Annotated in this window: 22 protein-coding genes and 9 tRNA genes; 21 read left to right on the top strand and 10 right to left on the bottom strand. The window is 42.8% G+C overall.

Annotated elements, in window-relative coordinates:
• Window positions 1-7 precede the first annotated feature (7 nt).
• The 9 genes from FIV01_RS01965 (at window position 8) to FIV01_RS01925 (ending at window position 8,582) form a co-directional block, all read left to right on the top strand.
• The gene (locus tag FIV01_RS01965; protein ID WP_152429491.1) at window positions 8-736 is read left to right on the top strand and encodes a YggS family pyridoxal phosphate-dependent enzyme; all 729 of its coding nucleotides are present in this window, start codon (window positions 8-10) and stop codon (window positions 734-736) included.
• Window positions 737-747: 11 nt separating this feature from the next.
• On the top strand, window positions 748-1,566 hold the full coding sequence (proC, locus tag FIV01_RS01960; protein ID WP_152429490.1) for a pyrroline-5-carboxylate reductase: 819 nt from the start codon (window positions 748-750) through the stop codon (window positions 1,564-1,566).
• A 39-nt stretch (window positions 1,567-1,605) separates the two neighbouring features.
• Window positions 1,606-2,163 (top strand): YggT family protein, encoded by a 558-nt coding sequence (locus tag FIV01_RS01955; protein ID WP_152429489.1) that lies wholly within the window; start codon window positions 1,606-1,608, stop codon window positions 2,161-2,163.
• Between the two features lie 175 nt (window positions 2,164-2,338).
• Window positions 2,339-2,770, top strand: a complete 432-nt coding sequence (locus tag FIV01_RS01950) for a DUF4426 domain-containing protein (RefSeq protein WP_152429488.1) — start codon at window positions 2,339-2,341, stop codon at window positions 2,768-2,770.
• A 28-nt stretch (window positions 2,771-2,798) separates the two neighbouring features.
• A complete protein-coding gene (locus FIV01_RS01945; RefSeq protein ID WP_152429487.1) occupies window positions 2,799-3,404 on the top strand; it encodes an XTP/dITP diphosphatase in 606 nt (201 codons plus the stop codon).
• Between the two features lie 11 nt (window positions 3,405-3,415).
• Window positions 3,416-4,594, top strand: a complete 1,179-nt coding sequence (gene hemW / locus FIV01_RS01940) for a radical SAM family heme chaperone HemW (protein ID WP_152429486.1) — start codon at window positions 3,416-3,418, stop codon at window positions 4,592-4,594.
• Window positions 4,595-5,288: 694 nt separating this feature from the next.
• Window positions 5,289-6,203: a DUF1015 family protein gene (locus FIV01_RS01935; RefSeq protein WP_152429485.1), complete on the top strand. Its 915-nt coding sequence runs from the start codon at window positions 5,289-5,291 to the stop codon at window positions 6,201-6,203.
• Window positions 6,200-7,303, top strand: a complete 1,104-nt coding sequence (locus FIV01_RS01930) for a cysteine synthase family protein (RefSeq protein ID WP_152429484.1) — start codon at window positions 6,200-6,202, stop codon at window positions 7,301-7,303. The genes FIV01_RS01935 and FIV01_RS01930 overlap by 4 nt, the downstream gene beginning before the upstream one ends.
• Window positions 7,290-8,582: a hypothetical protein gene (locus FIV01_RS01925; RefSeq protein WP_152429483.1), complete on the top strand. Its 1,293-nt coding sequence runs from the start codon at window positions 7,290-7,292 to the stop codon at window positions 8,580-8,582. Before FIV01_RS01930 ends, FIV01_RS01925 begins: the two co-directional genes overlap by 14 nt.
• A gap of 73 nt (window positions 8,583-8,655) precedes the next feature.
• On the opposite strand, the gene glsB is transcribed toward FIV01_RS01925, so the two are convergent.
• Window positions 8,656-9,576 (bottom strand): glutaminase B, encoded by a 921-nt coding sequence (glsB, locus tag FIV01_RS01920; protein ID WP_152429482.1) that lies wholly within the window; start codon window positions 9,574-9,576, stop codon window positions 8,656-8,658.
• A 98-nt stretch (window positions 9,577-9,674) separates the two neighbouring features.
• A complete protein-coding gene (gene trmB / locus FIV01_RS01915) occupies window positions 9,675-10,394 on the bottom strand; it encodes a tRNA (guanosine(46)-N7)-methyltransferase TrmB (protein ID WP_152429481.1) in 720 nt (239 codons plus the stop codon).
• Window positions 10,395-10,575: 181 nt separating this feature from the next.
• On the opposite strand from trmB, the gene mutY reads away from it, so the two are divergent.
• The 12 genes from mutY to FIV01_RS01855 all read left to right on the top strand — a co-directional run bounded on the left by mutY (window position 10,576) and on the right by FIV01_RS01855 (window position 14,440).
• On the top strand, window positions 10,576-11,631 hold the full coding sequence (gene mutY, locus FIV01_RS01910; protein WP_152429480.1) for an A/G-specific adenine glycosylase: 1,056 nt from the start codon (window positions 10,576-10,578) through the stop codon (window positions 11,629-11,631).
• Between the two features lie 19 nt (window positions 11,632-11,650).
• Window positions 11,651-11,923: an oxidative damage protection protein gene (locus tag FIV01_RS01905; protein ID WP_114787454.1), complete on the top strand. Its 273-nt coding sequence runs from the start codon at window positions 11,651-11,653 to the stop codon at window positions 11,921-11,923.
• 74 nt (window positions 11,924-11,997) lie between these two features.
• The gene (mltC, locus tag FIV01_RS01900) at window positions 11,998-13,134 is read left to right on the top strand and encodes a membrane-bound lytic murein transglycosylase MltC (protein WP_152429479.1); all 1,137 of its coding nucleotides are present in this window, start codon (window positions 11,998-12,000) and stop codon (window positions 13,132-13,134) included.
• A gap of 103 nt (window positions 13,135-13,237) precedes the next feature.
• A tRNA-Phe gene (locus tag FIV01_RS01895) sits at window positions 13,238-13,313 on the top strand.
• Between the two features lie 51 nt (window positions 13,314-13,364).
• Window positions 13,365-13,440: transfer RNA gene (locus tag FIV01_RS01890), tRNA-Thr, on the top strand.
• A gap of 7 nt (window positions 13,441-13,447) precedes the next feature.
• Window positions 13,448-13,523: transfer RNA gene (locus FIV01_RS01885), tRNA-Phe, on the top strand.
• A 37-nt stretch (window positions 13,524-13,560) separates the two neighbouring features.
• Window positions 13,561-13,636, top strand: a tRNA-Asn gene (locus FIV01_RS01880).
• A 327-nt stretch (window positions 13,637-13,963) separates the two neighbouring features.
• Window positions 13,964-14,039, top strand: a tRNA-Phe gene (locus tag FIV01_RS01875).
• Window positions 14,040-14,089: 50 nt separating this feature from the next.
• Window positions 14,090-14,165: transfer RNA gene (locus FIV01_RS01870), tRNA-Thr, on the top strand.
• Between the two features lie 6 nt (window positions 14,166-14,171).
• Window positions 14,172-14,247, top strand: a tRNA-Asn gene (locus tag FIV01_RS01865).
• Between the two features lie 35 nt (window positions 14,248-14,282).
• Window positions 14,283-14,358: transfer RNA gene (locus FIV01_RS01860), tRNA-Thr, on the top strand.
• A gap of 6 nt (window positions 14,359-14,364) precedes the next feature.
• Window positions 14,365-14,440: transfer RNA gene (locus FIV01_RS01855), tRNA-Asn, on the top strand.
• Window positions 14,441-14,539: 99 nt separating this feature from the next.
• Here the strand turns inward: FIV01_RS01855 and tldD are convergent.
• Genes tldD through FIV01_RS01815 form a run of 8 tightly spaced genes read right to left on the bottom strand, consistent with a single transcriptional unit; the run spans window position 14,540 to window position 25,234 of the window.
• Window positions 14,540-15,985 carry a metalloprotease TldD gene (gene tldD, locus FIV01_RS01850; protein WP_152429478.1) on the bottom strand — a complete coding sequence of 482 codons (1,446 nt, stop codon included), beginning with the start codon at window positions 15,983-15,985 and terminating at the stop codon, window positions 14,540-14,542.
• Between the two features lie 9 nt (window positions 15,986-15,994).
• Window positions 15,995-16,813 carry a carbon-nitrogen hydrolase family protein gene (locus FIV01_RS01845; protein ID WP_152429477.1) on the bottom strand — a complete coding sequence of 273 codons (819 nt, stop codon included), beginning with the start codon at window positions 16,811-16,813 and terminating at the stop codon, window positions 15,995-15,997.
• A gap of 12 nt (window positions 16,814-16,825) precedes the next feature.
• The gene (locus tag FIV01_RS01840) at window positions 16,826-20,701 is read right to left on the bottom strand and encodes a YhdP family protein (RefSeq protein ID WP_246210415.1); all 3,876 of its coding nucleotides are present in this window, start codon (window positions 20,699-20,701) and stop codon (window positions 16,826-16,828) included.
• Window positions 20,702-20,708: 7 nt separating this feature from the next.
• Complete coding sequence (gene rng / locus FIV01_RS01835; protein WP_152429476.1) at window positions 20,709-22,178, bottom strand: ribonuclease G; 1,470 nt, start codon at window positions 22,176-22,178, stop codon at window positions 20,709-20,711.
• Between the two features lie 23 nt (window positions 22,179-22,201).
• The gene (locus tag FIV01_RS01830) at window positions 22,202-22,762 is read right to left on the bottom strand and encodes a Maf family protein (RefSeq protein ID WP_152429475.1); all 561 of its coding nucleotides are present in this window, start codon (window positions 22,760-22,762) and stop codon (window positions 22,202-22,204) included.
• 3 nt (window positions 22,763-22,765) lie between these two features.
• The gene (gene mreD / locus FIV01_RS01825) at window positions 22,766-23,254 is read right to left on the bottom strand and encodes a rod shape-determining protein MreD (protein ID WP_152429474.1); all 489 of its coding nucleotides are present in this window, start codon (window positions 23,252-23,254) and stop codon (window positions 22,766-22,768) included.
• Complete coding sequence (mreC, locus tag FIV01_RS01820; protein ID WP_152429473.1) at window positions 23,244-24,131, bottom strand: rod shape-determining protein MreC; 888 nt, start codon at window positions 24,129-24,131, stop codon at window positions 23,244-23,246. Before mreC ends, mreD begins: the two co-directional genes overlap by 11 nt.
• Window positions 24,132-24,190: 59 nt before the next feature.
• Window positions 24,191-25,234, bottom strand: a complete 1,044-nt coding sequence (locus tag FIV01_RS01815) for a rod shape-determining protein (protein ID WP_114787462.1) — start codon at window positions 25,232-25,234, stop codon at window positions 24,191-24,193.
• Window positions 25,235-25,245 lie beyond the last annotated feature (11 nt).

The raw sequence follows: 25,245 nt of genomic DNA, 5'->3' as shown, positions 1-25,245 counted from the left end.
GTTAGCTATGAGTAGTATTGAACAAAATATTGAACAAATAAGCTCACAAATGAGAATGGCACAACAAAAGTGTGGACGCCCTATGGGCTCTGTGCAACTTCTGGCGGTCAGTAAAACGAAACCCACACAAGCAATTCTCGAAGCTGCTGTCGCTGGCCAAGTAGCCTTTGGGGAGAATTATGTTCAGGAAGGTGTTGATAAAGTTGCTTATTTTTCTAATCGCCATCCAGATTTAGCTCTAGAGTGGCACTTTATTGGACCGATACAGTCCAATAAAACTCGCCTTGTTGCGGAAAGCTTTGCATGGGTGCATACCATAGATAGAGCGAAAATAGCCCAGCGGCTAAACGATCAACGTCCAAAAGACCTGCCCCCACTGCAAGTACTTATTCAAGTCAATACCAGCAGTGAAGATTCAAAATCAGGAGCCTGTGAAGAGCAAGAAATCTTTCAGCTCGCGGAGTTGATTTCTTCACTACCAAACCTCACTTTAAGAGGGTTGATGTCAATTCCTGCCAATGTTGCTAGTTATGACTTACAATTGGCTGCATTTACTCACTTGGCGGAACTCAAAGAGGCTCTTGCCAAGCGCTTTCCGAATCTGCCCATAGATACGCTATCTATGGGGATGAGTGGAGACATGGAGGCCGCAATTGAAGCAGGTAGCACTATGGTACGCATCGGGACAGCGATTTTTGGGGCTCGTGATTACAAAAGTAAGCCTCAAACCAAATAGAAAGAGTAACAATGGAACATAAAAACATCGCCTTTATTGGCGCGGGTAATATGGTGAAGGCTATCGTCTCTGGTTTAGTCGCGGGGGGCTACTCGGCATCTTGCATCACAGCAACGGCACCTTCAAAAACAAGACGTAGGCCGCTAGAACAAGAGTTTTCAATTAACACCACCAGTGACAATATTGCCGCCGCAGAGCAAGCCGATGTCGTGGTATTATCCGTCAAGCCGCAAATGATGCAAGACGTGTGCTCTGCACTGCGACCTGTAGACTGGTCAAACAAACTCGTTATCTCGATTGCAGCTGGCATTAATTGTCAGCGTTTATGTGAAATGCTAGATCACAACTTAAACATTGTTCGCGTCATGCCAAACACGCCTTCACAGCTTGGCCTAGGCATGAGCGGCATGTTTGCACCAACGCAAGTCAGTGAATCGGATAAGGCTTTCGCTAACACTTTGATGAGCGCGGTAGGCAAAACTTGCTGGGTACAAAAAGAGAGCGGTATCAATAATGTTATTGCAGCAGCCGGAAGTGCGCCTGCCTACTTCTTTTTGTTCTTAGAAGCCATGCAAGCTGAAGCTATTGCACAAGGTTTTGATAAACACACCGCGCGAGAGCTGGTTCAGCAATCTGCTTTAGGTGCCGCGCACATGGTCGTTGCCAACCCAGATATTGAGTTATCGACGCTACGAGAGCAAGTAACGTCAAAAGGTGGAACGACAGCAGAAGCATTGCGCACATTTAATCAACACCAACTTTCGGATATAGTGTCAAAAGCTATGCAGGCTGCAGTTGCACGTGCCGAAGAAATGGAACAACAGTTTTAATCTTCTGAGCCTTGCGCTCTATGAAATTAAGGGTAATCTATGAATTCAATGAGTTTTCTAATTTCCACCCTGTTTGATCTCTACATTATGGTAGTGATCTTACGTATTTGGTTGCAGGCTGCACGCGCAGATTTCTACAACCCGTTTTCACAGTTTATTGTTAAAGCGACTCAACCTGTGGTTGCACCACTTCGCCGAGTCATACCTTCGGTGGGTAGTATCGATCTTGCTACCGTGTTCTTTGCTTATGTACTGTGCATTCTGAAGTTTGTGGCGATTATATTTATCGCCTCCAGCGGCTCAGTATCTTTTAGTGCCGATTTCTTATACCTAGGACTGCTTTCTCTGATTAAAGCTGCGGGTGGGTTATTATTCTGGGTACTGCTCATTCGTGCAATTTTAAGTTGGGTCAGTCAAGGTCGCAGCCCAATTGAGTATGTGTTCCATCAATTAACTGAACCTATGCTTGCACCAATTAGACGCATCATCCCAGCCATGGGTGGATTTGATTTAAGTGTATTAGTCCTTTTTATTGGCTTGCAGTTCGCTAACTTCTTAATGGGCGATCTTATCGGCTCAATTTGGTACCAACTGTAACCAACACATACACCAAACAATTTTGATAGAAAAGTCATCGCAAGATGGCTTTTTCTTTATTGACCTAGCGTATTTGTAAAGCCGTATATTATGGATGAGAAGCTTTGTTCACCTGTGTATCATCGGACAGAAGTGTCTCGGCTATCGATATAAATTAGTTATTTAGGAAGAATAAATGAAAACATGGATCATTCTAACACTCGCGAGTTTATTTGCTCTGCCAAGCTTTGCTGGACAATTCAAAAACATCAAAGAAATTGAAGTTCATTACTCAGCCTTCAACTCAACTTTCCTTACTCCACAAGTTGCCAGCAGCTACCAACTTAAGCGTAATGGTTACTCCGCCATTCTAAACATCAGTGTTCTAGATACTTACCAAGCAGGGAAGCCTGCGATAACCGCCAAAGTAAAAGGACAGGCGAAAAATCTGATTGGTCAAATCAAACCTCTTGAATTTACCCAAGTTAAAGAAGGCAGTGCCATATACTATTTGGCCGAGTTTTCTATTTCTGATCAAGAGAATCTAACTTTCGATATTGACATCAATGCTGGTAATAAAGGCACTGGAAGGTTAAAGTTCTCCCAAAAATTTTATGTAGAAGAATAAGCATAAAGGCTACTTCTAAGGCAAAATCATGAATAAAAACAAAATTGTCCTCGCCACTGGTAATCAAGGTAAAGTTCGGGAGATGGCTGACCTGATCGCTGATTTTGGGTTTGATGTGGTCGCTCAAAGCGAATTTGAAGTTTCAGAGGTCGCTGAAACGGGTACAACATTTATTGAAAACGCCATCATCAAAGCTCGACATGCCGCCAAAGAAACAGGGCTGCCTGCGATCGCTGATGATTCAGGGTTAGAAGTCGATTTTCTCAATGGCGCACCTGGCGTTTACTCTGCTCGTTATGCAGGGGAAGAGGCGACAGATAGACAAAATATCGATAAGTTACTTGCCGCTATGCAGAATGTCCCTGAGGAGCAGCGAAGTGCTCGTTTTCACTGCGTTCTAGTGTTGATGCGCCATGAACTCGACCCAACTCCAATTATCTGTCACGGCACATGGGAAGGCAAAATCCTTACAAAGACTCATGGTCAAAATGGTTTTGGCTACGATCCTGTGTTCTTTGTTCCAGAAGAAAACTGCGCCTCAGCAGAACTTGAACCACAGCGCAAAAAACAGCTTTCACATCGTGGTAAAGCGCTACAAAAGCTCTTTAGTCAATTATCTGCGCAGCCTTTGTAGTCTTACCTAAAATGAGTCAATTAATACCTCCAGCATTAAGCCTTTATATACACATTCCATGGTGTGTACAAAAGTGCCCCTACTGCGACTTTAACTCTCACGCACTAAAAGCGGATATCCCAGAACAAGATTATATTGCTGCACTGCTGCAAGATCTCGATACAGACATAGAACGTTATCAAATCAGCTCGAACCCGAGACAACTGCACTCTATTTTTATCGGTGGTGGCACCCCTAGCCTATTTTCTGCAAAGGGAATCGCCGAACTACTTCAAGGCATAGAAACAAGAATTCCATTTAAATCTGGTATTGAGATAACCATGGAAGCCAACCCGGGCACGATTGAAGCTGAGCGCTTTTTAGGATACCAAAAAGCAGGCATCACGCGCATATCCGTTGGCGTGCAGAGCTTTGAGCAGTCCAAACTCACCAAACTTGGTCGTATTCATGGTCAAGACGAAGCCGTAAATGCGGCCAAACTGGCTCATAAAATAGGCTTACACAGCTTTAATCTCGACTTAATGCATGGTCTACCGGATCAGTCACTTGACCAAGCCTTAAACGACCTAGAGAAAGCAATTGAACTGTCACCACCTCATTTGTCTTGGTATCAATTGACGATTGAACCCAATACACTATTTCATTACAAGCGCCCAACCTTACCTGACGACGATGCCTTGTGGGATATTTTCGAACAAGGACACCAAAAGCTTACCGAGGCTGGCTACGTGCAGTATGAAATCTCTGGTTACAGTAAGCCTGATCATCAGTGCCAACATAACCTCAATTATTGGCGCTTTGGCGATTACTTAGGTATTGGTTGCGGGGCTCACGGTAAGCTTAGTTTTGCTGATGGACGAATCATTCGCACGACTAAAATCAAGCATCCTAAAGGCTACCTCGCCGCTTATGATAATATGGTTAAGCCCTACCTCTACAATGAGGAAGAAGTGGCACTAGACGATCGGCCATTTGAGTTTTTTATGAACCGCTTCCGCCTTCTCGAAGCTTGCCCTAAGCAAGATTTTCTTAACACGACAGGCCTTAGCTTTGAAGCAATAAGAAAACCCATGGATTGGGCTATCAGTATGAACTACATCAGCGAAAGCGAGACACACTGGCAAGTCACAGAAAAAGGCAAACTCTTCCTTAATGACTTGCTAGAAGCGTTTATGGTGGATGGTGAGTAATTCGTTGCAAAGTACAATGCCATTTGACTTACTTATACTAGGCCAAGACTCATTGTACTTTTCACTAACCCTCAAACAGCAATAGCTAATTACTTTATTTTTACCAAGATTTATTTGTTGGGTAATAATCACAAAATAACTTTATTTTCCATAAATTACTTTTACTTAGGAACTTTAGCTTCAAAAGATAATCATAATTATATAAGCCATACTATCTATTTACTAAAAAGTTAATTACCTATAATTTTCGTTGTTATTGCTAAGATATATCTAGCTAAAAGAGTGGGTTTTAGATGTGTAGAATATCAAGAAAGATATTTATTATGATATTTGTTACTATGATATCTCTTTCCTCTGTAACTGCCAAAAATCTTATTGATAATTTAAACATATCACACCATATACACCTTGAAACTTCCAGTACCGATTTTGAAACTAGCAATACGGGAAGCAGCCATGACGATGAACAATGTAGCCTCCATCATTGTCACTCCAACCAACACTTAACCACAAACTCTTTTTTAATTTCAGATAACTTTAAGTCGATATTATTTGTATTAAACAACTTAATATCTTACATATCACCACTTTATTCTTTTTTCAGACCACCAATTTCCTATTAACTCAATAAATAAAATTCAATTTATACATATACGATTCTTCGTAGGCATAATTACAGTTAAAGGAAATACTCATGTTAGATTTAAACTCATACTTCATATATAGAATTGATGGCAAATGGAATAATAAGTATCATCAAGTTACAGGAATACTATATCATCACGACTATAATTCAGAGTTTACCAGACCCATTATTCCTCATGAACAAACTAACCCCACCAGAGTAAAAGCGCTAGAAAACTTATCGCTAAGCAATTACCCACCTAGCTTTTGGATTACTGACAGCAATGACTTCCCACTCGGCATGATTAACCAGTGGTTTGATCAAGCAGACAATAAATTTGTTATTCCTACCAATGATGGAATGCTACATACCATATCTAAATTAGAAAAATGTTACCAAAGTAATTGGATAAAAAAAGCCTTAGAAAAATTGCCGAGCTTTTTAATTGCAGATGGTCACCATCGTTATGAAGTAATTAGGAGAAATCATACACATGCAAGCCTTCCTGTATTTTTAATTTCAGCATCTCAAGCCTCATTTGAGTTTAACGAAATATACTGTCAACTGAGAAGTAAATCAGATATTGACAATGTAGTTAATAATACAGTTAAAAGCTGGCTAACTCCTTGCAGATTAGATGATGCTGACTTTCATATTTACTTCAATGAAAAACAATGGGGGTACAAACATAAAGAAACATACAAAGAAAATATTAATGACTTCACTTTGATCTATGAAAAGTTACAAAAAGTCAGTGAGGTATCATCGATAAAAACATCTCCGGAAGCTTCTAAAGGATTTAAGGACTGTCTTTTAATCAAAGTTATACATTCTGATGTCTCTGATGTTATTGGCCAAGCGTTATTGGGAAGAAAAATGCCAATCAAGTCGACCTGCTTTAGGCACAAACCTGATGAGAAAATTCTCCACCACATTACCTCTGCCTATTCACATAACCTAGTATCAGAAGGAGCTTCACTATGAATATGACAACAACAATCTCAAAAAAAGAATATACTCATCAGCTTGTAGCTAACTCTATATCAGAGGCCGTTGGCAACGTTCCTTTTATAAAATTAAATAGAGTTCATACACTGTGTCAAAGTAACGATTTCTACATAAAAATGGACTCGTGCAACCCTACAGGGAGTATTAAAGATAAAAATGCCGCTTTCCTTATCGATCAAGCAGAGAAAAAGGGCCTTTTAAAACCAGGCGGTACCATTATCGAATCCAGCTCCGGAAACTTCGGGATGTCACTGGCAAGTATTGGCGCTTCTAAAGGCTATCAAATCATCATAGTCATTGATGCTAAAACGCCTCCCCCAGTCATCAAGATGCTCAATGCCTATGGGGCAAAACTTGAAGAGGTGCCACTATGCTTGGCAGATAGCGCAGGCTCGATGCAAAAAGCACGTATGGCTCATGCGAAAAAGCTAGCTGATAAGATACCAAACTCATTTTATCCATGTCAGCACCTTAATCCTGATAACCCTCTTGCGCACTACTATTACACTGCGTTTGAGATTGCCAATGCTTTTCCCAATCTGCCCGATGCAATAGTCATTGGCATTAGCACAGCAGGACAATTATCAGGTGTCGCTCGATATTTCCGAAGGCATAGCCCAAGGACCAAGATCATCGCAGTGGATGTCGCTGGCTCTGGGATCTTCGGCAGACCTCGCCATCCTTATAAAATGACAGGGCTTGGCCTGTCTTTTGTTCCTCCAGCATTTAACTCTAGTGATATTGACTACGCCTACAATGTTACCGATAACATGGCATTTTCTATGTGTCATCAAATGGGCAAAAAAGAAGGCTTATTACTGGGGGCTTCGACGGGTGCAATAATCAGTGCTGGGCTTGCCTATATTATGCAGCAAAACGTTAAGCGAGAAAAAATTGTGCTTATCAACCCAGACAGAGCCGACCGCTACTTAGACACCGTCTACAACCCCGACTGGCTAGCCCACTCAAAAATCTCTTTATACAACGACCGACAACTGGATACCCATATTAAACAGTTAGATCCTGTATATGCGTCACGTATCCATGGGGAGGGGTTAATTGATGCAATCTCGTAGTCGTCGCTATTTTAGAGAGTTAGTGCCCATGTCCTTAAGTGATATGGTGATGGCCCTTGGCGATCCCATTATCATTTTTGCCTTGGCCTCTTTACCAAATAGCACATTAAACCTTGCTGCTTTTGCTTTAGGTAAAGCCATTGCGGTGTTTTTTGAAAGCCCGATTATCTCTGTTTTACCTGTGTCCAATATGATGTCAGCCTCAAAGAAGAGCAGTGAAGTGTTATTTCGTTTCGTGATAGTACTCGGGACAATACTAACACTTAGTATGTCTATAGTCGGATTACTCCCCGAAAGCAGTGAGCTAATTTCAGTGCAATCTGAAGTTTGGCAGCAAGCATCATTGATGGTGCTATTGCTCTGCCCTTGGCCGCTAATGATAGCAATAAGACGTTATTGGCAAGGTCAACTTATACATGCAGGAAACTCGAAAGACATTGCCAAGGGTGCGGTTTTAAGATGTTTGGTGTTAATCACTATCGCCTTTTTCCTATCAATAGCAACTAATTCAGGGGTACTTATCACTGCGGGTGCATTATTGAGTGGCGTACTCGCTGAGCTTGTTTATGTCCGCTATCGGCTCAGTCAAATCCATGTCAATGACACGCAAACACAGCACACACTGCCGACGAATATGATGTCTATGGGGCGCTATTACTGGCCATTAGCCCAATCAATGATTTCATTGTGGGGAGCTCGGCTCATGCTGCCCATTTTGATTGCATTCATTGGTGAGTTACAACTCGCTGCATGGGCTGCAGCATGGGTGTTAGTAATAAGTGTGAGCAATGGTGTACGTATGTTGCAGCAAGTAGTTATTCGTCATCTGCAAAACACTTCAGGTAAAGCTTATGAAATAGAGAGGGAACACTTACGCAAGTTTGCTTTACTGGTCGGTATTGGGTTTAGTCTAATTCTTGGCGTGATTGTCTACACACCGCTAAGCAGTCCATTACTCTCAATGTATGTCAGTGGCGATAGCTTGCTTACCAATACTATCCGTCCTCTGCTTTCAGTACTGTTTGTTTTGCCACTACTTATGGCCATTCAGCATTACTTTATGGGATTGCTCATGTTAAAAAATGCTACTCAAGCAATAGGTAAGGCTGCATTAACTGCCAATCTGTATATGGTGGCCGGAGTCGCCCTAGTGGTATGGATTAACTTACCTTTATATATGGTTGCGGTACAAATACTCCTAGCTATGATGCTTGAAATAGCCTTACTTGGAAGCGCGATAAAAACTCGCGACTTGGAGCCAATACAACCTAAAGCCTAACTACATAACACTAAATACAAACATCCCGCATTATCGCGGGATGTTTGATATCATTTAGTCACGACGTTGAACACTAAAAGATCGAGCGTCCAATACGCTCTGACAAAAGCTCTAATGCCCTTGTACCAGCTAAAGAGTTGCCTGAAGGATCAAGCTCTGGAGACCAAACCGCAATCGTCATTTCTCCAGGCACTATGGCAATAATACCCCCGCCAACACCTGATTTACCCGGCATTCCTACCCGATAAGCAAACTCTCCAGCACCATCATATAAACCACAGGTTGCCAATAATGCGTTCAACTGTTTTGTTTGAGTTGGGGTCACGACAGGTTTGCCAGTCTGGACAGACGTCCCTTTATTAGCCAGATAACTAAAAGTCTTTGCCAAATCAACACAGCTCATTTTCAAGGCACATGCATGAAAGTAGTTATTCAATACGGGAATAACATCATTGTCGAAATTGCCAAATGAGCGCATCAAATAGGCAATCGCAGCGTTACGATCGCTGTGCATCATTTCTGATGCCGCTACGACTTTGTCGTAACAAATATGAGTGTCACCTGAAAGTTGGCGAACAAATTCAAGCATCCTTTGACGAGGTGCTGATAGGCGGCTTTGCAACATATCCGCGACAACAATCGCCCCCGCATTAATAAAAGGATTTCGCGGAATGCCTTGTTCCATTTCGAGCTGAATAAGAGAGTTGAACGCCTGCCCTGAAGGTTCTTTACCTACTCGGGCCCAGATTTCTTCTGGCGTATAGATATCCATGGCTAAGGTTAGACTTAACGCTTTTGAAATGGATTGGATGGAAAAGGCTTCATCTGCATCACCAGCTTTAATCACCTTTCCTTGATTGGTAAAAACAGCGATCGCCAGTTTTTTCGCGGGAATGTTTGCCAAAGCCGGAATATAATCAGCCACTTTCCCTTGTCCGATCAATGGCCGAACTTCTTGTAAAATATCGGCTAATATCTCTTTTGTTGGTTTCATTGCTTACCTATTTTGTAAAGGCTTATTATTTTTCTTGTAGGGTAAAAAAAGCCAACACTTGATGCTGGCTTCCTCATTCACATTAATATGCGGGCGACTTAGCTAACACGTCTAAATTTAATATCCCAAACACCATGTCCAAGGCGATGACCACGAGCTTCAAACTTGGTCAAAGGGCGATCTTCAGGGCGAGGAACAAAGTCACCATCCTGAGCGATATTCTCATATCCTGGCGCTTGATTCATCACTTCAATCATATGCTGGGCATAGTTTTCCCAATCTGTTGCCATATGAAAGACGCCCTCTCCGATGGTCAATTTCTGACGGACCATCTCAGCAAAGTCTAGTTGAACAATACGACGCTTGTGATGGCGTTTCTTATGCCAAGGGTCAGGGAAGAACAGCTGCAAGGTCGCAAGACTGCCATCTGGGATCATATTTGCAAATACTTCCACCGCATCATGACACATGACTCTAAGGTTTGTCAGACCGGCGTCACGAGCATCAGAAAGGCAGGCACCAACACCTGGACTATGAACTTCAATACCTAAGAAGTTCTTTTCAGGTGCATTTTTTGCCATTTCAACCAAAGACGCGCCCATACCAAAACCAATTTCAAGCACGACTGGGTTATCGTTACCAAACACTTCTTTCCAATTAAGAAGCTCTGGCTGATAGTCGATCCCCATCGTCGGCCAACATTCATTCATTGCGTTTTCTTGACCTTTGGTTAACCGACCTTCACGGCGTACAAAACTGCGTACTTTCCGTATCAGCTTACCGTCTTGATTGTATTCGTTAGTGGTCACTTCACTCATGATTTTGCCTGTTTAAAAATTGCTCTCGACTTTAGGGGATTGTGATTATCCAAAGAATCAGCACTGGTGCAAGTTTTTTAATGTATTTGACATAGAATAAACCCTTACTCTTTATCGGTTGAACTTTACCCATATTCTGTGATGCAATTTTACCTAACTACACAATAATATTGAGCAAGTCGTGACCCCTTTTGCCAGCGCCATTCTGACATGGTATGAAAGCTATGGAAGAAAAAACCTTCCATGGCAACAAAATAAAACTGCTTATAGCGTATGGTTATCCGAAATTATGCTTCAGCAAACACAAGTAACTACGGTAATTCCCTACTATCAACGTTTTTTAGAGCGATTCCCAACCGTCTTAGATCTGGCCAATGCGAATCAAGATGAGGTTCTGCACCTTTGGACAGGCTTAGGTTACTATGCAAGAGCAAGAAACTTACACAAAGCCGCCCAAATGGTTGCCAATCAATATCAAGGCGAGTTTCCGCTGAACATTGATGAAATGAATGCACTGCCTGGCATTGGCCGTTCAACAGCAGCTGCCATTCTCTCCTCTGTGTACAAACAGCCTCATGCAATTTTAGATGGAAATGTGAAACGCACTTTGGCACGCAGCTTTGCAGTCGAAGGCTGGCCGGGTCAAAAGAAGGTTGAAAACCAATTATGGCAGCATGCACAAACACACACACCACACCAAGATACAGATAAATACAATCAGGCGATGATGGATATGGGTGCTATGGTGTGTACGCGAAGCAAACCCAAATGTACCCTTTGTCCAGTTTCTTCATTTTGTGTTGCACACAAGCAAGGTAACCCTCTTGATTATCCGGGTAAAAAGCCTAAAAAAGATAAGCCCATCAAAGCAACTTGGTTTGCAATTATCCACTATCAAGGCCATGTCTGGCTTGAACAACGCCCACAATCTGGAATATGGGGAGGGTTATTCTGTTTTCCAGAAAGCCCTAACCAAGAGCTCGATAACACTCTAGATCAGCGCCAGATTAAAGAAAGCACAGTTGAATACCGTCAGCATTTGATCGCTTTTCGCCATACCTTTAGTCACTACCATCTCGATATCACGCCCATTTTGGTGGACCTATCAAAGCAACCTGATATCGTTATGGAAGGAAACAAAGGTCTTTGGTATAACTTATCACAACCGGAAGAGGTAGGTTTAGCCGCGCCAGTGAAACAACTATTGGATAGCTTACCTGCAGAACTTCACCACTAAACCACTCGAAGGAGCCACTATGAGCCGCACCGTATTTTGTGCTCGACTACAAAAAGACGCTGAAGGATTAGATTTTCAGCTATACCCAGGAGAACTTGGTAAACGGATTTTTGATAACATTTCCAAGCAGGCTTGGGCTGAGTGGCAACACAAACAAACCATGCTTATCAACGAGAAAAAACTCAACATGATGGATGCTGAGCACAGAAAACTGATAGAAACGGAAATGGTCAACTTCTTGTTTGAAGGAAAAGATGTTCATATTGAAGGCTATACTCCACCAAGTGAGTAGGCAATAAGCCTTAGAATTAAACATAGCGAGATGGCATCAAAACTCATACTTGATGCCATTTTTTTAGGATTTATATGAATAAGTTAGCTTATTTTTTGTTAGCCATAGTTCTTACTGGGTGCAGCCGTGAATTTATCGAGAGCATCTATGATGTAAACTATGAACCGACGAATCGCTTCGCAAAGCACCTGGCTGAATTACCGGGACAATTTCAAAAAGATACCGCTGCGCTGGATGCATTGATCGACAGCTTTTCCGGCAATATCGAAAAACGTTGGGGTCGAAAAGAAATTAAATTTGCGGGCAAAAGTAACTACGTAAAATATATAGACAACTATCTCAGCCGCTCTGAAGTTAACTTCAGCAAAGGCACGATTATCATTGAGACAGTTTCGCCAACGGATCCTAAAGGCCACCTCAAAAACGCTATTATCACTACCTTACTCACTCCAGACGATCCCGCGAATGTCGATTTATTCTCCTCTAAAAACATCAAACTAGAGGGAGAGCCGTTTTTATACAAACAGGTTGTCGATCAGGATAACAAACCTATTCAATGGTCATGGCGCGCTAACCGTTTTGCAGACTATTTGATTGCCAATAAACTCAAAATCAAAGATGTCGACTTTAAAAAGGCATACTATGTTGAAATACCCATGGTTGAAGAGCAAGTCGAAATTCGCAGCTATAAGTATGCAGATATTGTCCAGCGAGCATCGCGCCGCTATGGTATTCCTGAGGACTTGATTTACGCCATTATTAAAACCGAAAGCAGCTTTAACCCGTATGCAGTCAGTTGGGCCAATGCTTATGGATTAATGCAAGTGGTGCCTAAAACAGCTGGACGTGATGTGTTCAAATTAGTCAAGAAGACATCAGGTCAACCCTCTCCTGAATACCTGTTTAATCCGGAAAATAACATTGATACGGGTACCGCCTACTTCTACATCTTGAAAAACCGCTATCTCAAAGATGTACAACATCCAACCTCGTTAGAATACAGCATGATTTCAGCTTATAACGGTGGCACCGGAGGAGTATTAAACACATTTAATCGCGGCGATAGAAAACGGGCGATGCGTGATCTTAACTCGCTGCAGCCCAATCAAGTTTATTGGGCGTTAACTAAAAAACACCCAAACGCGGAAGCCCGTCGTTACCTTGAAAAAGTTACAAAATTTAAAAAGGATTTTAACGCAGGCAAATCATAACCACACAAAGTGTCTAAATTATCGGCACTCAACTCGTTTTTTACATTTTTTTCTAAAAACAAGTTGACGACACGAGTGAAAATCCGTTTAATAGCGCTCCGTTGCCCGGATAGCTCAGTCGGTAGAGCAGAGGATTGAAAATCCTCGTGTCGGTGGTTCGATTCCGCCTCCGGGCACCACAATTTATTTATTGTTGGTGTTTATTCACAAGCAATAACAAAATAAAGTGTGCCGACTTAGCTCAGTAGGTAGAGCAACTGACTTGTAATCAGTAGGTCACCAGTTCGATTCCGGTAGTCGGCACCATTTATTTGCCTCGATAGCTCAGTCGGTAGAGCAGAGGATTGAAAATCCTCGTGTCGGTGGTTCGATTCCGCCTCGAGGCACCATTATTTGGTGCTTTACCTGATAGGTAACACAAATAATTCCCCCTTAGTTCAGTTGGTAGAACGGCGGACTGTTAATCCGTATGTCGCAGGTTCGAGTCCCGCAGGGGGAGCCACTTTTAAGAAAGCCTCATCATTTGATGAGGCTTTTTTGTATCTAAAGCATTAAGGCTTAATATCTTAAACACATGGATTGTCAAATGAACCAGCTTTGGCAATAGTTTGCTATCACAAGCCAAAGAAGTCTGAGTTCAATACCGGTTATATCGCGATATTGCTCCAACATTTTCTATGCTTTGAATGTTAACTTTTAATACAGGCTATACACTTTTCCCACTAAATGAGTAAAAACAGCCCACTAAGTATAGAAAATCAGCAAACAATATTTTTTTTGCAATTTAATATTGACCTCAAAGACGAAAAACCGTTTAATACAACTCGTTGCCCGGATAGCTCAGTCGGTAGAGCAGAGGATTGAAAATCCTCGTGTCGGTGGTTCGATTCCGCCTCCGGGCACCACAATTTATGCATTGTTGGTGTGAAGTCACCAGCAATAAGAAATAAAATGTGCCGACTTAGCTCAGTAGGTAGAGCAACTGACTTGTAATCAGTAGGTCACCAGTTCGATTCCGGTAGTCGGCACCATGTAATTCCCCCTTAGTTCAGTTGGTAGAACGGCGGACTGTTAATCCGTATGTCGCAGGTTCGAGTCCCGCAGGGGGAGCCACTTTTAAAATCAATGATTATTATCATTGATAAAGTGCCGACTTAGCTCAGTAGGTAGAGCAACTGACTTGTAATCAGTAGGTCACCAGTTCGATTCCGGTAGTCGGCACCATGTAATTCCCCCTTAGTTCAGTTGGTAGAACGGCGGACTGTTAATCCGTATGTCGCAGGTTCGAGTCCCGCAGGGGGAGCCACTTTTAAGAAAGCCTCATCATTTGATGAGGCTTTTTTATACACTTAACTCAATTATATCTTCTAGGGTTGGCAGACGATGCCAACCCATATTAAGGTGACTAATCAGTACCGCCGACTGTCAGGGAATCTAACTTAAGCGTTGGCTGTCCTACTCCGACAGGAACACTCTGTCCCGCTTTGCCGCATACACCAACTCCGCGATCTATGCTCAAATCATTACCAACCATGGAAACTTGCTGCATGGCTTCGATGCCTGAGCCTATTAAAGTCGCTCCTTTAACTGGACGGGTGATTTTGCCCTTTTCGATCAGATAAGCTTCTGAGGTTGAGAATACGAATTTACCAGAGGTAATATCAACTTGTCCGCCACCAAAATTAGGTGCGTACAACCCCTTCTCTACTGTAGAAATTATCTCTTCAGGAGCATGCTTTCCGGGCAGCATATAAGTGTTAGTCATTCGAGGCATAGGTAAGTGCGCATAAGACTCACGGCGTCCATTACCTGTCGGCTCCACTCCCATCAAGCGAGCATTATGTTTATCTTGCATATAGCCCTTCAACACACCATTTTCAATCAGAGTATTGTACTGACCAGCAACACCTTCATCATCAATATTGAGTGAACCGCGGAGATCTTTCAAAGTCCCATCATCGACAATAGTGCAAAGCTCCGACGTGACTTTCTGCCCCACCTTACCACTAAAAACTGACGACTCTTTACGGTTAAAGTCGCCTTCTAATCCATGTCCAACAGCCTCATGCAGTAACACACCTGGCCAGCCAGCTCCCAATACTACTGGCATAGCTCCAGCAGGCGCTGCGTCTGCTTCAAGGTTAACCAATGCCATGCGGATTGCCTCATCTGCATATTGGTAAGCGACTTTACTGCCCTGTTCTTGAGTGAGGAAAAAGTCATAGTTAAAGCGTCCACCACCACCAGCGCTGCCGCGCTCACGACGCTCACCACGCTGAGCTAGGACACTAATTGATAGTCGAACCAATGGGCGAATATCACCAGCATATGTACCATCGGTTGCAGCAACAAGCATTTGTTCGTGCACTCCGCTGAGGCTTATCGATACTTCTTTAATCAGAGGCTCTTTGGCTCGAATATAAGCATCCAATTCTTTGAGAAGCTGGGTTTTTTGTTGTTTTTGCCAACCTTCCAATGGATTCATAGCACCATATACCTGCTGATTGCTGCTCGGTTTCAAAGCCTGAACTTGAGCGCTCTGACCTTTCTGAGCAATGCCTCTTGCCGCGAGAGCACTTTGTTTAAGTGCGTCTAGCTGGATTTGATCTGAATAGGCAAAACCCGTTTTTTCACCAGCAACCACTCTAACACCGACACCACGGTCGATATTAAAAGAGCCGTCTTTGATAATACTATCTTCAAGAACTAATGACTCGTGCCAACTCGACTGAAAGTAAATGTCGGCATAATCAATCTGACGCGTGGCAATGCTTGCCAAAGTTTGTTCTATGTCCTGTGCGGTCAGGTCCCCTGAAGATAGCAATGCCTCTTCTACATGATTTATTGTCATAGTTAGCTCTTAAACATTTAAATGGGTTTCAAAGCGAATGTGCTTGAGTGTTGGCATCGCACAGCGCACTGCTTCAACTCGGTCTAAATCCAAGTCAACAACTAAATTGTCTGGAAGGTTACTTAAACTTGAAATAACCTCTCCCCATGGGGATATTACCATTGAGTGCCCCCAAGTTTCTCTGCCACATGGATGAGTGCCAGTTTGATTGGACGCTATAATCCAGCTTTGAGTTTCAATTGCACGGGCACGTAGCAAGGACTCCCAATGCGCGGCACCCGTTACTGCCGTGAAGGCTGCTGGGACCAATAAAACATTGGCTCCTCGCTGAGCCAATTCACTGTATAAATGAGGAAAACGCACATCGTAGCAAATTGATAAACCTAGATGACCAACGGAAGTATTAACCGTGACCACTTGATTCCCTGGCGTGAATGTTTCAGATTCTCGGTAACGCTGGTGAGAGTCCGCAACATCAACATCAAACATATGCAATTTGTCATAATGTGCCATTAACTCACCTTGGGAATTATATACCAAGGATGTCGTCGTTACTCCTTTTGCTCGGCGAATCGGCATACTCCCAATAACCAGAAAGGTCGCAGTAGACTTTGCTAACTGAGATAACTCTCTCTGAAGCTCCCCTTCAGCCAACGGCTCTGCAACTTTATGATAATCTTCACGATTTCCAAAGACTAAGCTATTTTCAGGTGTAACAATGAGCTTTGCACCTTGTTCGGCCAATAATATCGCCTGACGCTTAATATAGGCCAGATTCTCTTGAGGATCTGGCCCAGAAGTCATCTGAATAATTGCTATCTTGGGCATGATTTATTTTCCCTATTTAATCTCTTCACGCAGAGTTTCTGGTAACTCAAACTCTCCTTTACTCCTCGATAGTTCCTTAACTTCAGGGTTATCAAGCGGCCCTTTAACTTCATAACTAACTTGGGTAAAGACTTCAACCACCGGAGATATAACCGTCGTGATAGCTAGAACATACAAAGCCGTTGTAGGTGTCACTGCAAATGCTGTAAGAACCGGAATACCCGAAGTAATATCGGGTACAAAATTAACTTCTGCATCGACGGTTTTAGAGTTAAGGTTCGCTAGACCTTTAATTGTCATTTCACCCGCCAAAGCATCCATTTTGATATCATTAGTAAGGAATATTCCATTTTTGATATCACCGCTTCCGGTTATTGAGTTAAATGCCATCCCACCATCAAACACATCACTAAAATCCAGCTGCATCTTACGTATGATGGAATCTAGACTAAACAAGCCTAAAAGCCTTGCCGCTCCAGAAGCACCTGTCACTTGGCCTTTGCCTAACTTCATAGCGACATGCCCCTCAAGGGTATTAACTTTCATCGACCATGGTGAGCCATCCCATTCAACTTTAGAATCGAGATCAAATGGGGCCTGCTGGATCCCTGAAGTAATGCCAAAACGCTCCATAACATCACTATTATTTTCTCCCGACATACTAATATTAAACTGAGTATGGCTTTGCTGCTCACCAAGTCGCCACGAGCCGCTCATATCGACCTTGCTGCGACCAGTCTCAAAATTTAATTTTTTCCATTCAAGCACTTCATCATGACGTTCTAGATCCAAAAAGGCTTTGCCAACTTTATATCCTTGCAGCCAAAAGTCCTCGATGGCTAAGGTAATGTTGGGAATATGCTGATGGAAAGAACGTTCAAAGCCACTAATAAGCTCTTTTTGATCTCTTCCTGCTTTAAACAAGGTGACATCTTTATACTCTTTATCTAAAGCAGGAACATAAACGTGTAATCTATCTAAAGATACAGAGAGGTCATAAGGTTCTATATAGTTTGCTTCCCCTGCTGCCTCTTGGCTTTCTAGACTCATATGCCAACCCAAGTTCTTCCTCTTGGCTCTGAAATCTACGTCATTCCACCAAATACCTCCCAGCGTTAGCTCCTCAACATCAAGATCAATACGATGAGGCATGGGAATTTCTGGCGTATTCATACTATCTAGGGCTGCTTTGCCTTCACTGTCCGAGTTAGATATCAAATCGACCCATTGATCAAAGTTGAATTTATCTAGGCGAACCTGCGCTTGATGACCAGAAATCGGGCTGATTTTAAAGCTACCTTTACCAAGGACCAGATTGGTGGCTTTGAGCACAGGGGTATCTGGGCGAATATCAATTTCGGTTTGGTATTTAAGGTTGGGTAATTGTAAACGAGCGCTGATACTTTCTTGGTTCCCTGAAGCTTGCATACGCGCTTTCCAAGTTTGATTGAGCTCTTTTTTGAGAGGATAAGGATAATCGCTAGATACCATTTTTAAATCAGCATTAGCATCAATTTGGTAAGCAAATCCAACATCATCAAGTTGTATAGCAATGCCCATTTGCCATGGGGCATGGCCATTAACTGGATCTATCCAGCGTTTGCCAAGATAAGAAGCTAAAGGTTTCAGCTCCCAATCACCAACCACATCGATATTAACATCGTACCCTTGTTCTGCATTTTCCCCTCTAAAGTCCAATGCAACTGGTTGTTCTAGTAACCTTCCTGTTAGCCCCGCAGCGCGAACGACATCATTATCAAACTTAATACGTCCTGACACCGTGTCTAGATTCATTTCTGGGGTTTTAATCGCAACTTTAGTATTGGTCAGGTCTGCATAACCCCAAGCTCGAACTTCCTCGTCAGAATCAAAAGGCACATTGAGTTTAAAACTTGATTTCACTTCCCCATTTACTTGGACCGTGGTCAATGCAGCGCCAACTGAGTCAACCAGGGGTGATGACATCATATAATCTCTTACTGAATTTCCCTGTCCGGCTGCACTAGCTTCTATTTCTATGTGTCCACCAGGCCCAAGCTTTGGTATTTGTCCTTTAATATGCGTTGCTTTGATATCAGTGAGAGTTGCACTATGAGAGTCGAGATAAAGCGAGTCGTTTTGAAACAGTAAATCAAGCTGCAGATCGGTAATGGTTGGCCAAGCGGTATCAAAGCTAAATTTGGCATTATTAAGCCCGACCCATGCCTGAAATACACCATTATTATTGCTGTATGGAAAGTCACCTAATTCGCCATACCAAAGTAGTTTGGCAGTTTTTACCTTACCCGCTTGAATGCCACTCGATAGGTAATCGGTTAAATCACGTCCTAGAGCTAATGCTGGTAAATAACGCCAAATTTCTCCGGCATTATAAAGATCTGCTTCAGTATAAAAAGATAGGAATGGACTTTTATCTTTGGGAAAATCAAGGCGAAACTCTCCTAAGACTTGAAGATCAGGAGTCGCCACAGTAACTTTATCTGCCCATAACGCCCAACCATTTTCGTCGCTTTGCCAAACGATATCAAGCTCGCCTTGTTTAATGTTAAGCGGCGCCTGAAATACATCACCATAAGGTAAAACATCATCGATAATAGTTACCTTTGAACTAGCTTGATAACGGCTACCGGATATATCAGCTGAAAGATGTTTAATACCAGGTAATAGTTCCCAATGTTTCATCGACCCATCATGAAGCTGCATCGAATACTTGAGTGAATCAAGATCTGAGCCTTTCATTGATAGACGAATATCTTCAAGAGCCCCCCCAATACTTATTGTTTCTAGTAGTTGCGATACTTGTTTTGAGTCTGGGAAAAGCTTGGCTAGAGGAGAGATAGTCTTGAGGTCAAGCTGCGACACATTTAGAGACCAATCTTCAGGTTTCCATCTAAACGCAGCATCAAGCTCAGGCCAGGGCTCATGATCGGTTCGTAGCTTAAGTCCATGAGCATTAACTTGCCAACCTTGTACACTTGGTTCTAGTTGTAAAATCCCTGACTCAATAATCAGCTCATGCTGTTGACCTTCTTGCCAAATCAATTCCGAAGGTTCTAGTTCAACATAAGCGCTAACAGGTTGGTTATGCTCAAGGTTTATCCAGCTATTGAGACTGACTTGTCCTCTCTCAATACCCGTTTCTGTTTGCAAGTACTGAGTGAGCCATGGTGTGACCAATACATTGTCGACGGCTAAATAAAACTCGCCACTAACATCGGCTAAAGAACCATGATCAACAAAATTCGCTTTGACTTGTGCAGAGTTTAGATTGGTATCCACAATACTAATCTCGCCATCTGCGATGTGATTTCGTCCACTGTTTTGCCAAAACAACTGACTGATATCAAGCTCTCTTGTTGAACCATCAATTCCTTGAAGACGAATTTTCGAGTCTTGCAAAAGAAAACTATCCAGCTGACGCAGCAACAACTGATCGAGATTTTCAATCACGCTTCGCTGCTCTGTTTTCGGCTGCAAAACCTTTGTACCATCAGAATCAGCCCATGTAACTGAACTCAAATCTAAATTAAGTTGGTACATGTTAAGATCGGCTATCACAGGTCTCATGTCTAACAGCGATTGGATGAGATCAAACTCAACTTCAACCGTTTGTACCGAAAAATGGATGCCACTCGACTCGGGTGTATTCGCCCGAACATTTTTAAGAGATATTGAAGGATGAGTGTTACGCCAAAAACCACTGATTTGGTCAATTTCAAAATCCAGCTGCGAACCTTGGTTGACCCAATGCTGAATTTCTCCTTTGAAATGGTTAAGTTGTGGTAGAGTTATCCTCAAAGTTGTGACAAACACAGCTAAAGTGACACAGAGGACAACCGCTAGCCACGAAAGTCCTCGAAGAATAAATTGAGTCGTTAGTCTATTCACAAACAGCCTACATCATGACTACGTCAAATTGCTCTTGAACATATAAAGGTTCAGCTTGCACTTTAACCTGCTTTCCAATAAAAACCTCTAATTCTGCCAATGCGTGAGACTCTTCACCCTGCAAATTATCTGCCACTGCAGGAGAGGCATAAACCACAAACTTGTCAGCCTCATATGCTCGATTCACTCTGGTGATCTCTCGCAAAATTTCATAGCACACAGTATCAACTGTCTTAACACTACCTCGTCCTTCACAAGTGGGGCAGCTTGAACATAAAACATGCTCAATACTCTCTCGGGTTCGTTTACGAGTCATTTCGACCAAACCCAACTGAGTGAATCCATTAATATTCGTTTTTACTCTGTCTTTATTAAGAGCACCTTCTAGTGAAGTAAGTACTCGCTTACGGTGTTCTTCAGACATCATGTCAATAAAGTCGATGATGATAATGCCGCCTAGATTACGTAACCGCAGTTGGCGTGCTATTGCCTGAGTCGCTTCGATATTGGTATTAAAGATAGTCTCTTCTAAATTACGGCGACCAACAAAAGCTCCTGTATTAATATCAACCGTTGTCATTGCTTCTGTCTGATCTATGATGAGATAGCCGCCCGACTTCAACTCCACTTTGCGCTCTAGTGAACGCTGCACCTCGTTTTCGGTGTCATACATATCAAAGATTGGCTTATCACCATCATAAAGTTCAAGCTTATCGGTAAGCTCTGGCACGTATTCTGAGGTAAATTCTTGTAGGTTCTCAAATTCTAATCGCGAGTCGACTAATATTTTGGTCAGCTCTGTACCGACAAAGTCGCGTAAAATTCGTTGTGAAAGCCCTAACTCGCCGTACAAAGTAGAACGGGTTTTATATTTAGCACGACGTTCATTGACCTTAGACCAAAGACGTTTCAAAAAAGCGGCATCTTGGGACAATTCTTTATCATCTGCACCTTCTGCTGCGGTACGGATAATAAAGCCGCCCTCATCGTCACAATAATGGCCTACTACTTTTTTTAGACGATTACGTTCTTCTTCACTTTCAATCCGTTGTGAGACACCAACATGACTGGCACCAGGCATAAAAACTAGGTAGCGAGAGGGAAGCGTAATATCGGTAGTAAGACGAGCTCCTTTAGTACCAAGAGGATCTTTGACGACTTGCACAACTATGTCTTGGCCTTGGCGGACTAATTCCGAGATATCTCGAACTTGAAACTGCTGCTTTTCATTTTCAGCAACACACTCTGTGTGAGGAACAATATCGGATGCATGAAGAAACGCAGCTTTATCAAGACCAATATCCACAAAGGCTGCTTGCATACCGGGTAAAACACGGCTCACTTTCCCTTTATAAATATTGCCAACAATGCCTCGTTTTGCTTCCCGTTCTACATGGATCTCTTGAAGGCTGCTCCCTTCAATCATAGCGACTCGAGTCTCGCTTGGGGTGACGTTGATTAACAACTCTGCACTCATGAGTACACCTCAATATGTTAAATTTATAAGAATTTGTGCAAGAGCTGGTCAGTTTCGAATAGTGGTAGGCCGACTACGGCATGATAACTACCTTCAATACGTGTTACAAAACGTCCTCCAATCCCCTGGATACCATAAGCGCCAGCTTTGTCACACGGTTCACCCGTTTGCCAATATTGTTCAATTTCTTCCTCTGACAGACGCTTGAACCAAACATCTGTAGTTACCACTATTGTCTCTTGTTGCTCACCACTTACTATAGTCACAGCTGTCATCACTTGATGGGCCCGATTAGATAATGACATCAGCATCTGCTTAGCCTGATCCAAATTACTGGGCTTCTCCATTACCCAGTTGTCACACAGGACAATTGTGTCTGAACCAATCACCACTGCGTCACTTTCTACCTCTAGTCCGGCTAAAGCCTTATCTTGAGAAAGACGTTCAACATATTGTGTCGGAGTTTCATCCGGGCTTTGAAATTCCTCTACATCGGTTCGGATAACACTAAATTGATAGCCTAACTGAGATAATAACTCTTTGCGCCTCGGTGAACCCGAGGCCAATATTAATTTCTGTTCCATTTTTTACCTCACATGCCAATGTCTTCTGATCCTTCGCATCAATAAAAACAGCCATGGCCAAAGAATGGCGTTGATAAGACCACTCCAAAGTAATAATGGATTAAATGCCACTTCTTGGACTAAGTATTCACCAGAGAAGATAAGCACATCTAACATCATAGAAAGCAAACCAATCAGTATGGCTTGCTGCCAAAGTGCCATGTTCCTCAAGACTAAGAAGTTCAGGGCGACTAGGTAAACGACAATGGACATCATCATGCCACGTATACCAAGAGTAGAGCCGAGCAAAAGGTCCCAGAGAAGCCCTAATACCAGAGCGGTACCAACATTCACTCTATGGGGCAATGCCAACACCCAGTAACAAGTAACCAAGAGTAACCAAGAAGGGCGCAATAAATCGAAAACACCAGGCCATGGAATGGTTTGCAGGGTTAACGCAATTAAAAATGAAAAGGCAATAACAAGTTTACCTTTCAAGACACTATTCGCCACCAGCTGTTACCTCTTGCGTATTTTGCGGCAATGCCTGTTGAATTTTATGCTGTCGAGAATCATTTGGCCAAACGAGGAGTAAGTAGCGCAGGCGTTCAAAATCAACCACAGGATCTGCCTCAATTGTCGCAAATTCTCGCGCTGTATCGCGCATCACATTAGCCACATGGGCGACTGGGTAGCCTTCTGGATAAACCCCACCAAGACCAGATGTAACCAGCAGATCCCCTTCCTCAATGTCCAAACTAATGGGAATATGATCCAAGTTAATCCGATCTATTGAGCCATTACCTGAAGCAATAACACGAATATCATTTCGAATGACTTGAACAGGAATCGCACTTTGGCTGTCAGTCAGCAGAAGCACTCTACTATTATGTGCTGAGACAAAAGTCACTTGCCCGACAATCCCTTTCTCATTGGCAACGGGCTGCCCGACATACACACCATCTATCTGACCTTTATCAATCACTACTTGCTGGCGATAGGGCGAAGTATCTACCGCCATCACTTCAGTCACTACCTTACGCTCATCACGTACAAATGAAGAGCCTAATAACTTACGCAAACGTTGGTTTTCTTCTCGGTACTGATCAAGCAGTAACATGTCATTCTTAAGACGCAGAATTTCACGCTTAAGTTTGTAATTGCTTTCCATAAAGTCTTGGCGAATATTAAATCGCTCATACGCATCATCAAATATAACGCGAGGGACATCTGCCAAGTATTGAATGGGTGCTACCATGCTATTGAGAAGATAACGTATTTCGGCAAAAGCACCTAAACGACTGTCAGCCAGCATGAGGCTGGCTGACATAATGACCGCGAAAAACAATCGTAACTGAAGTGAAGGTCCTCTGCCAAAAATCGGCTTCATTGAATATGAGTTCCTTTTTTACTCTCAAATAGGCCCAGTATTAATTCAGGCTAATCTGATTATTCTTCACTGAAAAGATCGCCGCCATGCATATCGATCATTTCTAACGCTTTACCACCACCACGTGCAACGCAGGTCAACGGGTCTTCAGCGATAACAACAGGGATACCTGTTTCTTCAGTTAGAAGGCGATCAAGGTCTTTTAATAGAGCACCGCCACCAGTTAGAACCATACCATTCTCTGAAATATCAGATGCAAGCTCAGGTGGACATTGCTCAAGGGCAACCATGACTGCAGAAACTATCCCCGTAAGAGGCTCTTGTAGAGCTTCAAGGATTTCATTCGAGTTTAAGCTAAAGCTTCGTGGTACACCTTCAGCTAAATTGCGGCCGCGTACTTCTATTTCTTCAACTTCATCACCAGGATAAGCAGAACCAATCTCATGCTTGATTTTTTCTGCTGTCGCTTCACCAATTAAGCTGCCGTAGTTACGACGCACATAATTAATGATGGCTTCATCAAATCGGTCACCACCAATACGTACAGAGGAGGAATACACTACACCGTTTAACGAAATGACAGCAACTTCTGTGGTACCACCACCAATATCAACCACCATAGACCCTGTAGGTTCTGAAACACGAAGACCGGCACCTATTGCAGCCGCCATTGGCTCATCAATCAAATACACTTCACGAGCCCCAGCGCCAAGCGCCGATTCACGAATCGCTCTTCGCTCAACCTGAGTAGAGCCACAAGGCACACAAACCAATACCCGTGGGCTTGGTTTTAGCACACTGTTGTCATGCACTTGTTTAATAAAATGCTGCAACATTTTTTCGGTGACATAAAAGTCCGCTATAACGCCATCTTTCATTGGACGAATTGCAGAAATGTTACCTGGAGTACGGCCAAGCATTTGTTTCGCTCCGTGCCCCACAGCAGCAACACTTTTACCTGCTCTGTTACGGTCTTGACGGATAGCGACGACTGAAGGCTCGTCAAGAACAATACCTTGTCCTTTGACGTAAATAAGAGTGTTGGCAGTACCTAAATCGATAGATAGATCATTAGAAAATATGCCACGAAGTTTTTTGAACATATTCTTCGCTC

The sequence above is a fragment of the Vibrio aquimaris genome (assembly GCF_009363415.1).
Lineage (GTDB): Bacteria > Pseudomonadota > Gammaproteobacteria > Enterobacterales > Vibrionaceae > Vibrio > Vibrio aquimaris.
Note: the sequence above shows the minus strand (reverse complement) of the source record. Positions and strands in the feature narration are given on the sequence as shown.

Bases quoted from the DNA above. Each gene is read 5' to 3' on its own strand.
- proC (WP_152429490.1), top strand. From the start codon at position 748: ATGGAACATAAAAACATCGCCTTTATTGGCGCGGGTAATATGGTGAAG.
- mreC (WP_152429473.1), bottom strand. From the start codon at position 24,131: ATGAAGCCGATTTTTGGCAGAGGACCTTCACTTCAGTTACGATTGTTT.
- FIV01_RS01830 (WP_152429475.1), bottom strand. From the start codon at position 22,762: ATGGAACAGAAATTAATATTGGCCTCGGGTTCACCGAGGCGCAAAGAG.
- FIV01_RS01930 (WP_152429484.1), top strand. From the start codon at position 6,200: ATGAATATGACAACAACAATCTCAAAAAAAGAATATACTCATCAGCTT.
- FIV01_RS01945 (WP_152429487.1), top strand. From the start codon at position 2,799: ATGAATAAAAACAAAATTGTCCTCGCCACTGGTAATCAAGGTAAAGTT.
- glsB (WP_152429482.1), bottom strand. From the start codon at position 9,576: ATGAAACCAACAAAAGAGATATTAGCCGATATTTTACAAGAAGTTCGG.
- tldD (WP_152429478.1), bottom strand. From the start codon at position 15,985: ATGACAATAAATCATGTAGAAGAGGCATTGCTATCTTCAGGGGACCTG.
- FIV01_RS01965 (WP_152429491.1), top strand. From the start codon at position 8: ATGAGTAGTATTGAACAAAATATTGAACAAATAAGCTCACAAATGAGA.
- FIV01_RS01845 (WP_152429477.1), bottom strand. From the start codon at position 16,813: ATGCCCAAGATAGCAATTATTCAGATGACTTCTGGGCCAGATCCTCAA.
- FIV01_RS01925 (WP_152429483.1), top strand. From the start codon at position 7,290: ATGCAATCTCGTAGTCGTCGCTATTTTAGAGAGTTAGTGCCCATGTCC.
- hemW (WP_152429486.1), top strand. From the start codon at position 3,416: ATGAGTCAATTAATACCTCCAGCATTAAGCCTTTATATACACATTCCA.
- trmB (WP_152429481.1), bottom strand. From the start codon at position 10,394: ATGAGTGAAGTGACCACTAACGAATACAATCAAGACGGTAAGCTGATA.
- FIV01_RS01950 (WP_152429488.1), top strand. From the start codon at position 2,339: ATGAAAACATGGATCATTCTAACACTCGCGAGTTTATTTGCTCTGCCA.
- FIV01_RS01815 (WP_114787462.1), bottom strand. From the start codon at position 25,234: ATGTTCAAAAAACTTCGTGGCATATTTTCTAATGATCTATCTATCGAT.
- FIV01_RS01905 (WP_114787454.1), top strand. From the start codon at position 11,651: ATGAGCCGCACCGTATTTTGTGCTCGACTACAAAAAGACGCTGAAGGA.
- mltC (WP_152429479.1), top strand. From the start codon at position 11,998: ATGAATAAGTTAGCTTATTTTTTGTTAGCCATAGTTCTTACTGGGTGC.
- FIV01_RS01935 (WP_152429485.1), top strand. From the start codon at position 5,289: ATGTTAGATTTAAACTCATACTTCATATATAGAATTGATGGCAAATGG.
- rng (WP_152429476.1), bottom strand. From the start codon at position 22,178: ATGAGTGCAGAGTTGTTAATCAACGTCACCCCAAGCGAGACTCGAGTC.
- FIV01_RS01955 (WP_152429489.1), top strand. From the start codon at position 1,606: ATGAATTCAATGAGTTTTCTAATTTCCACCCTGTTTGATCTCTACATT.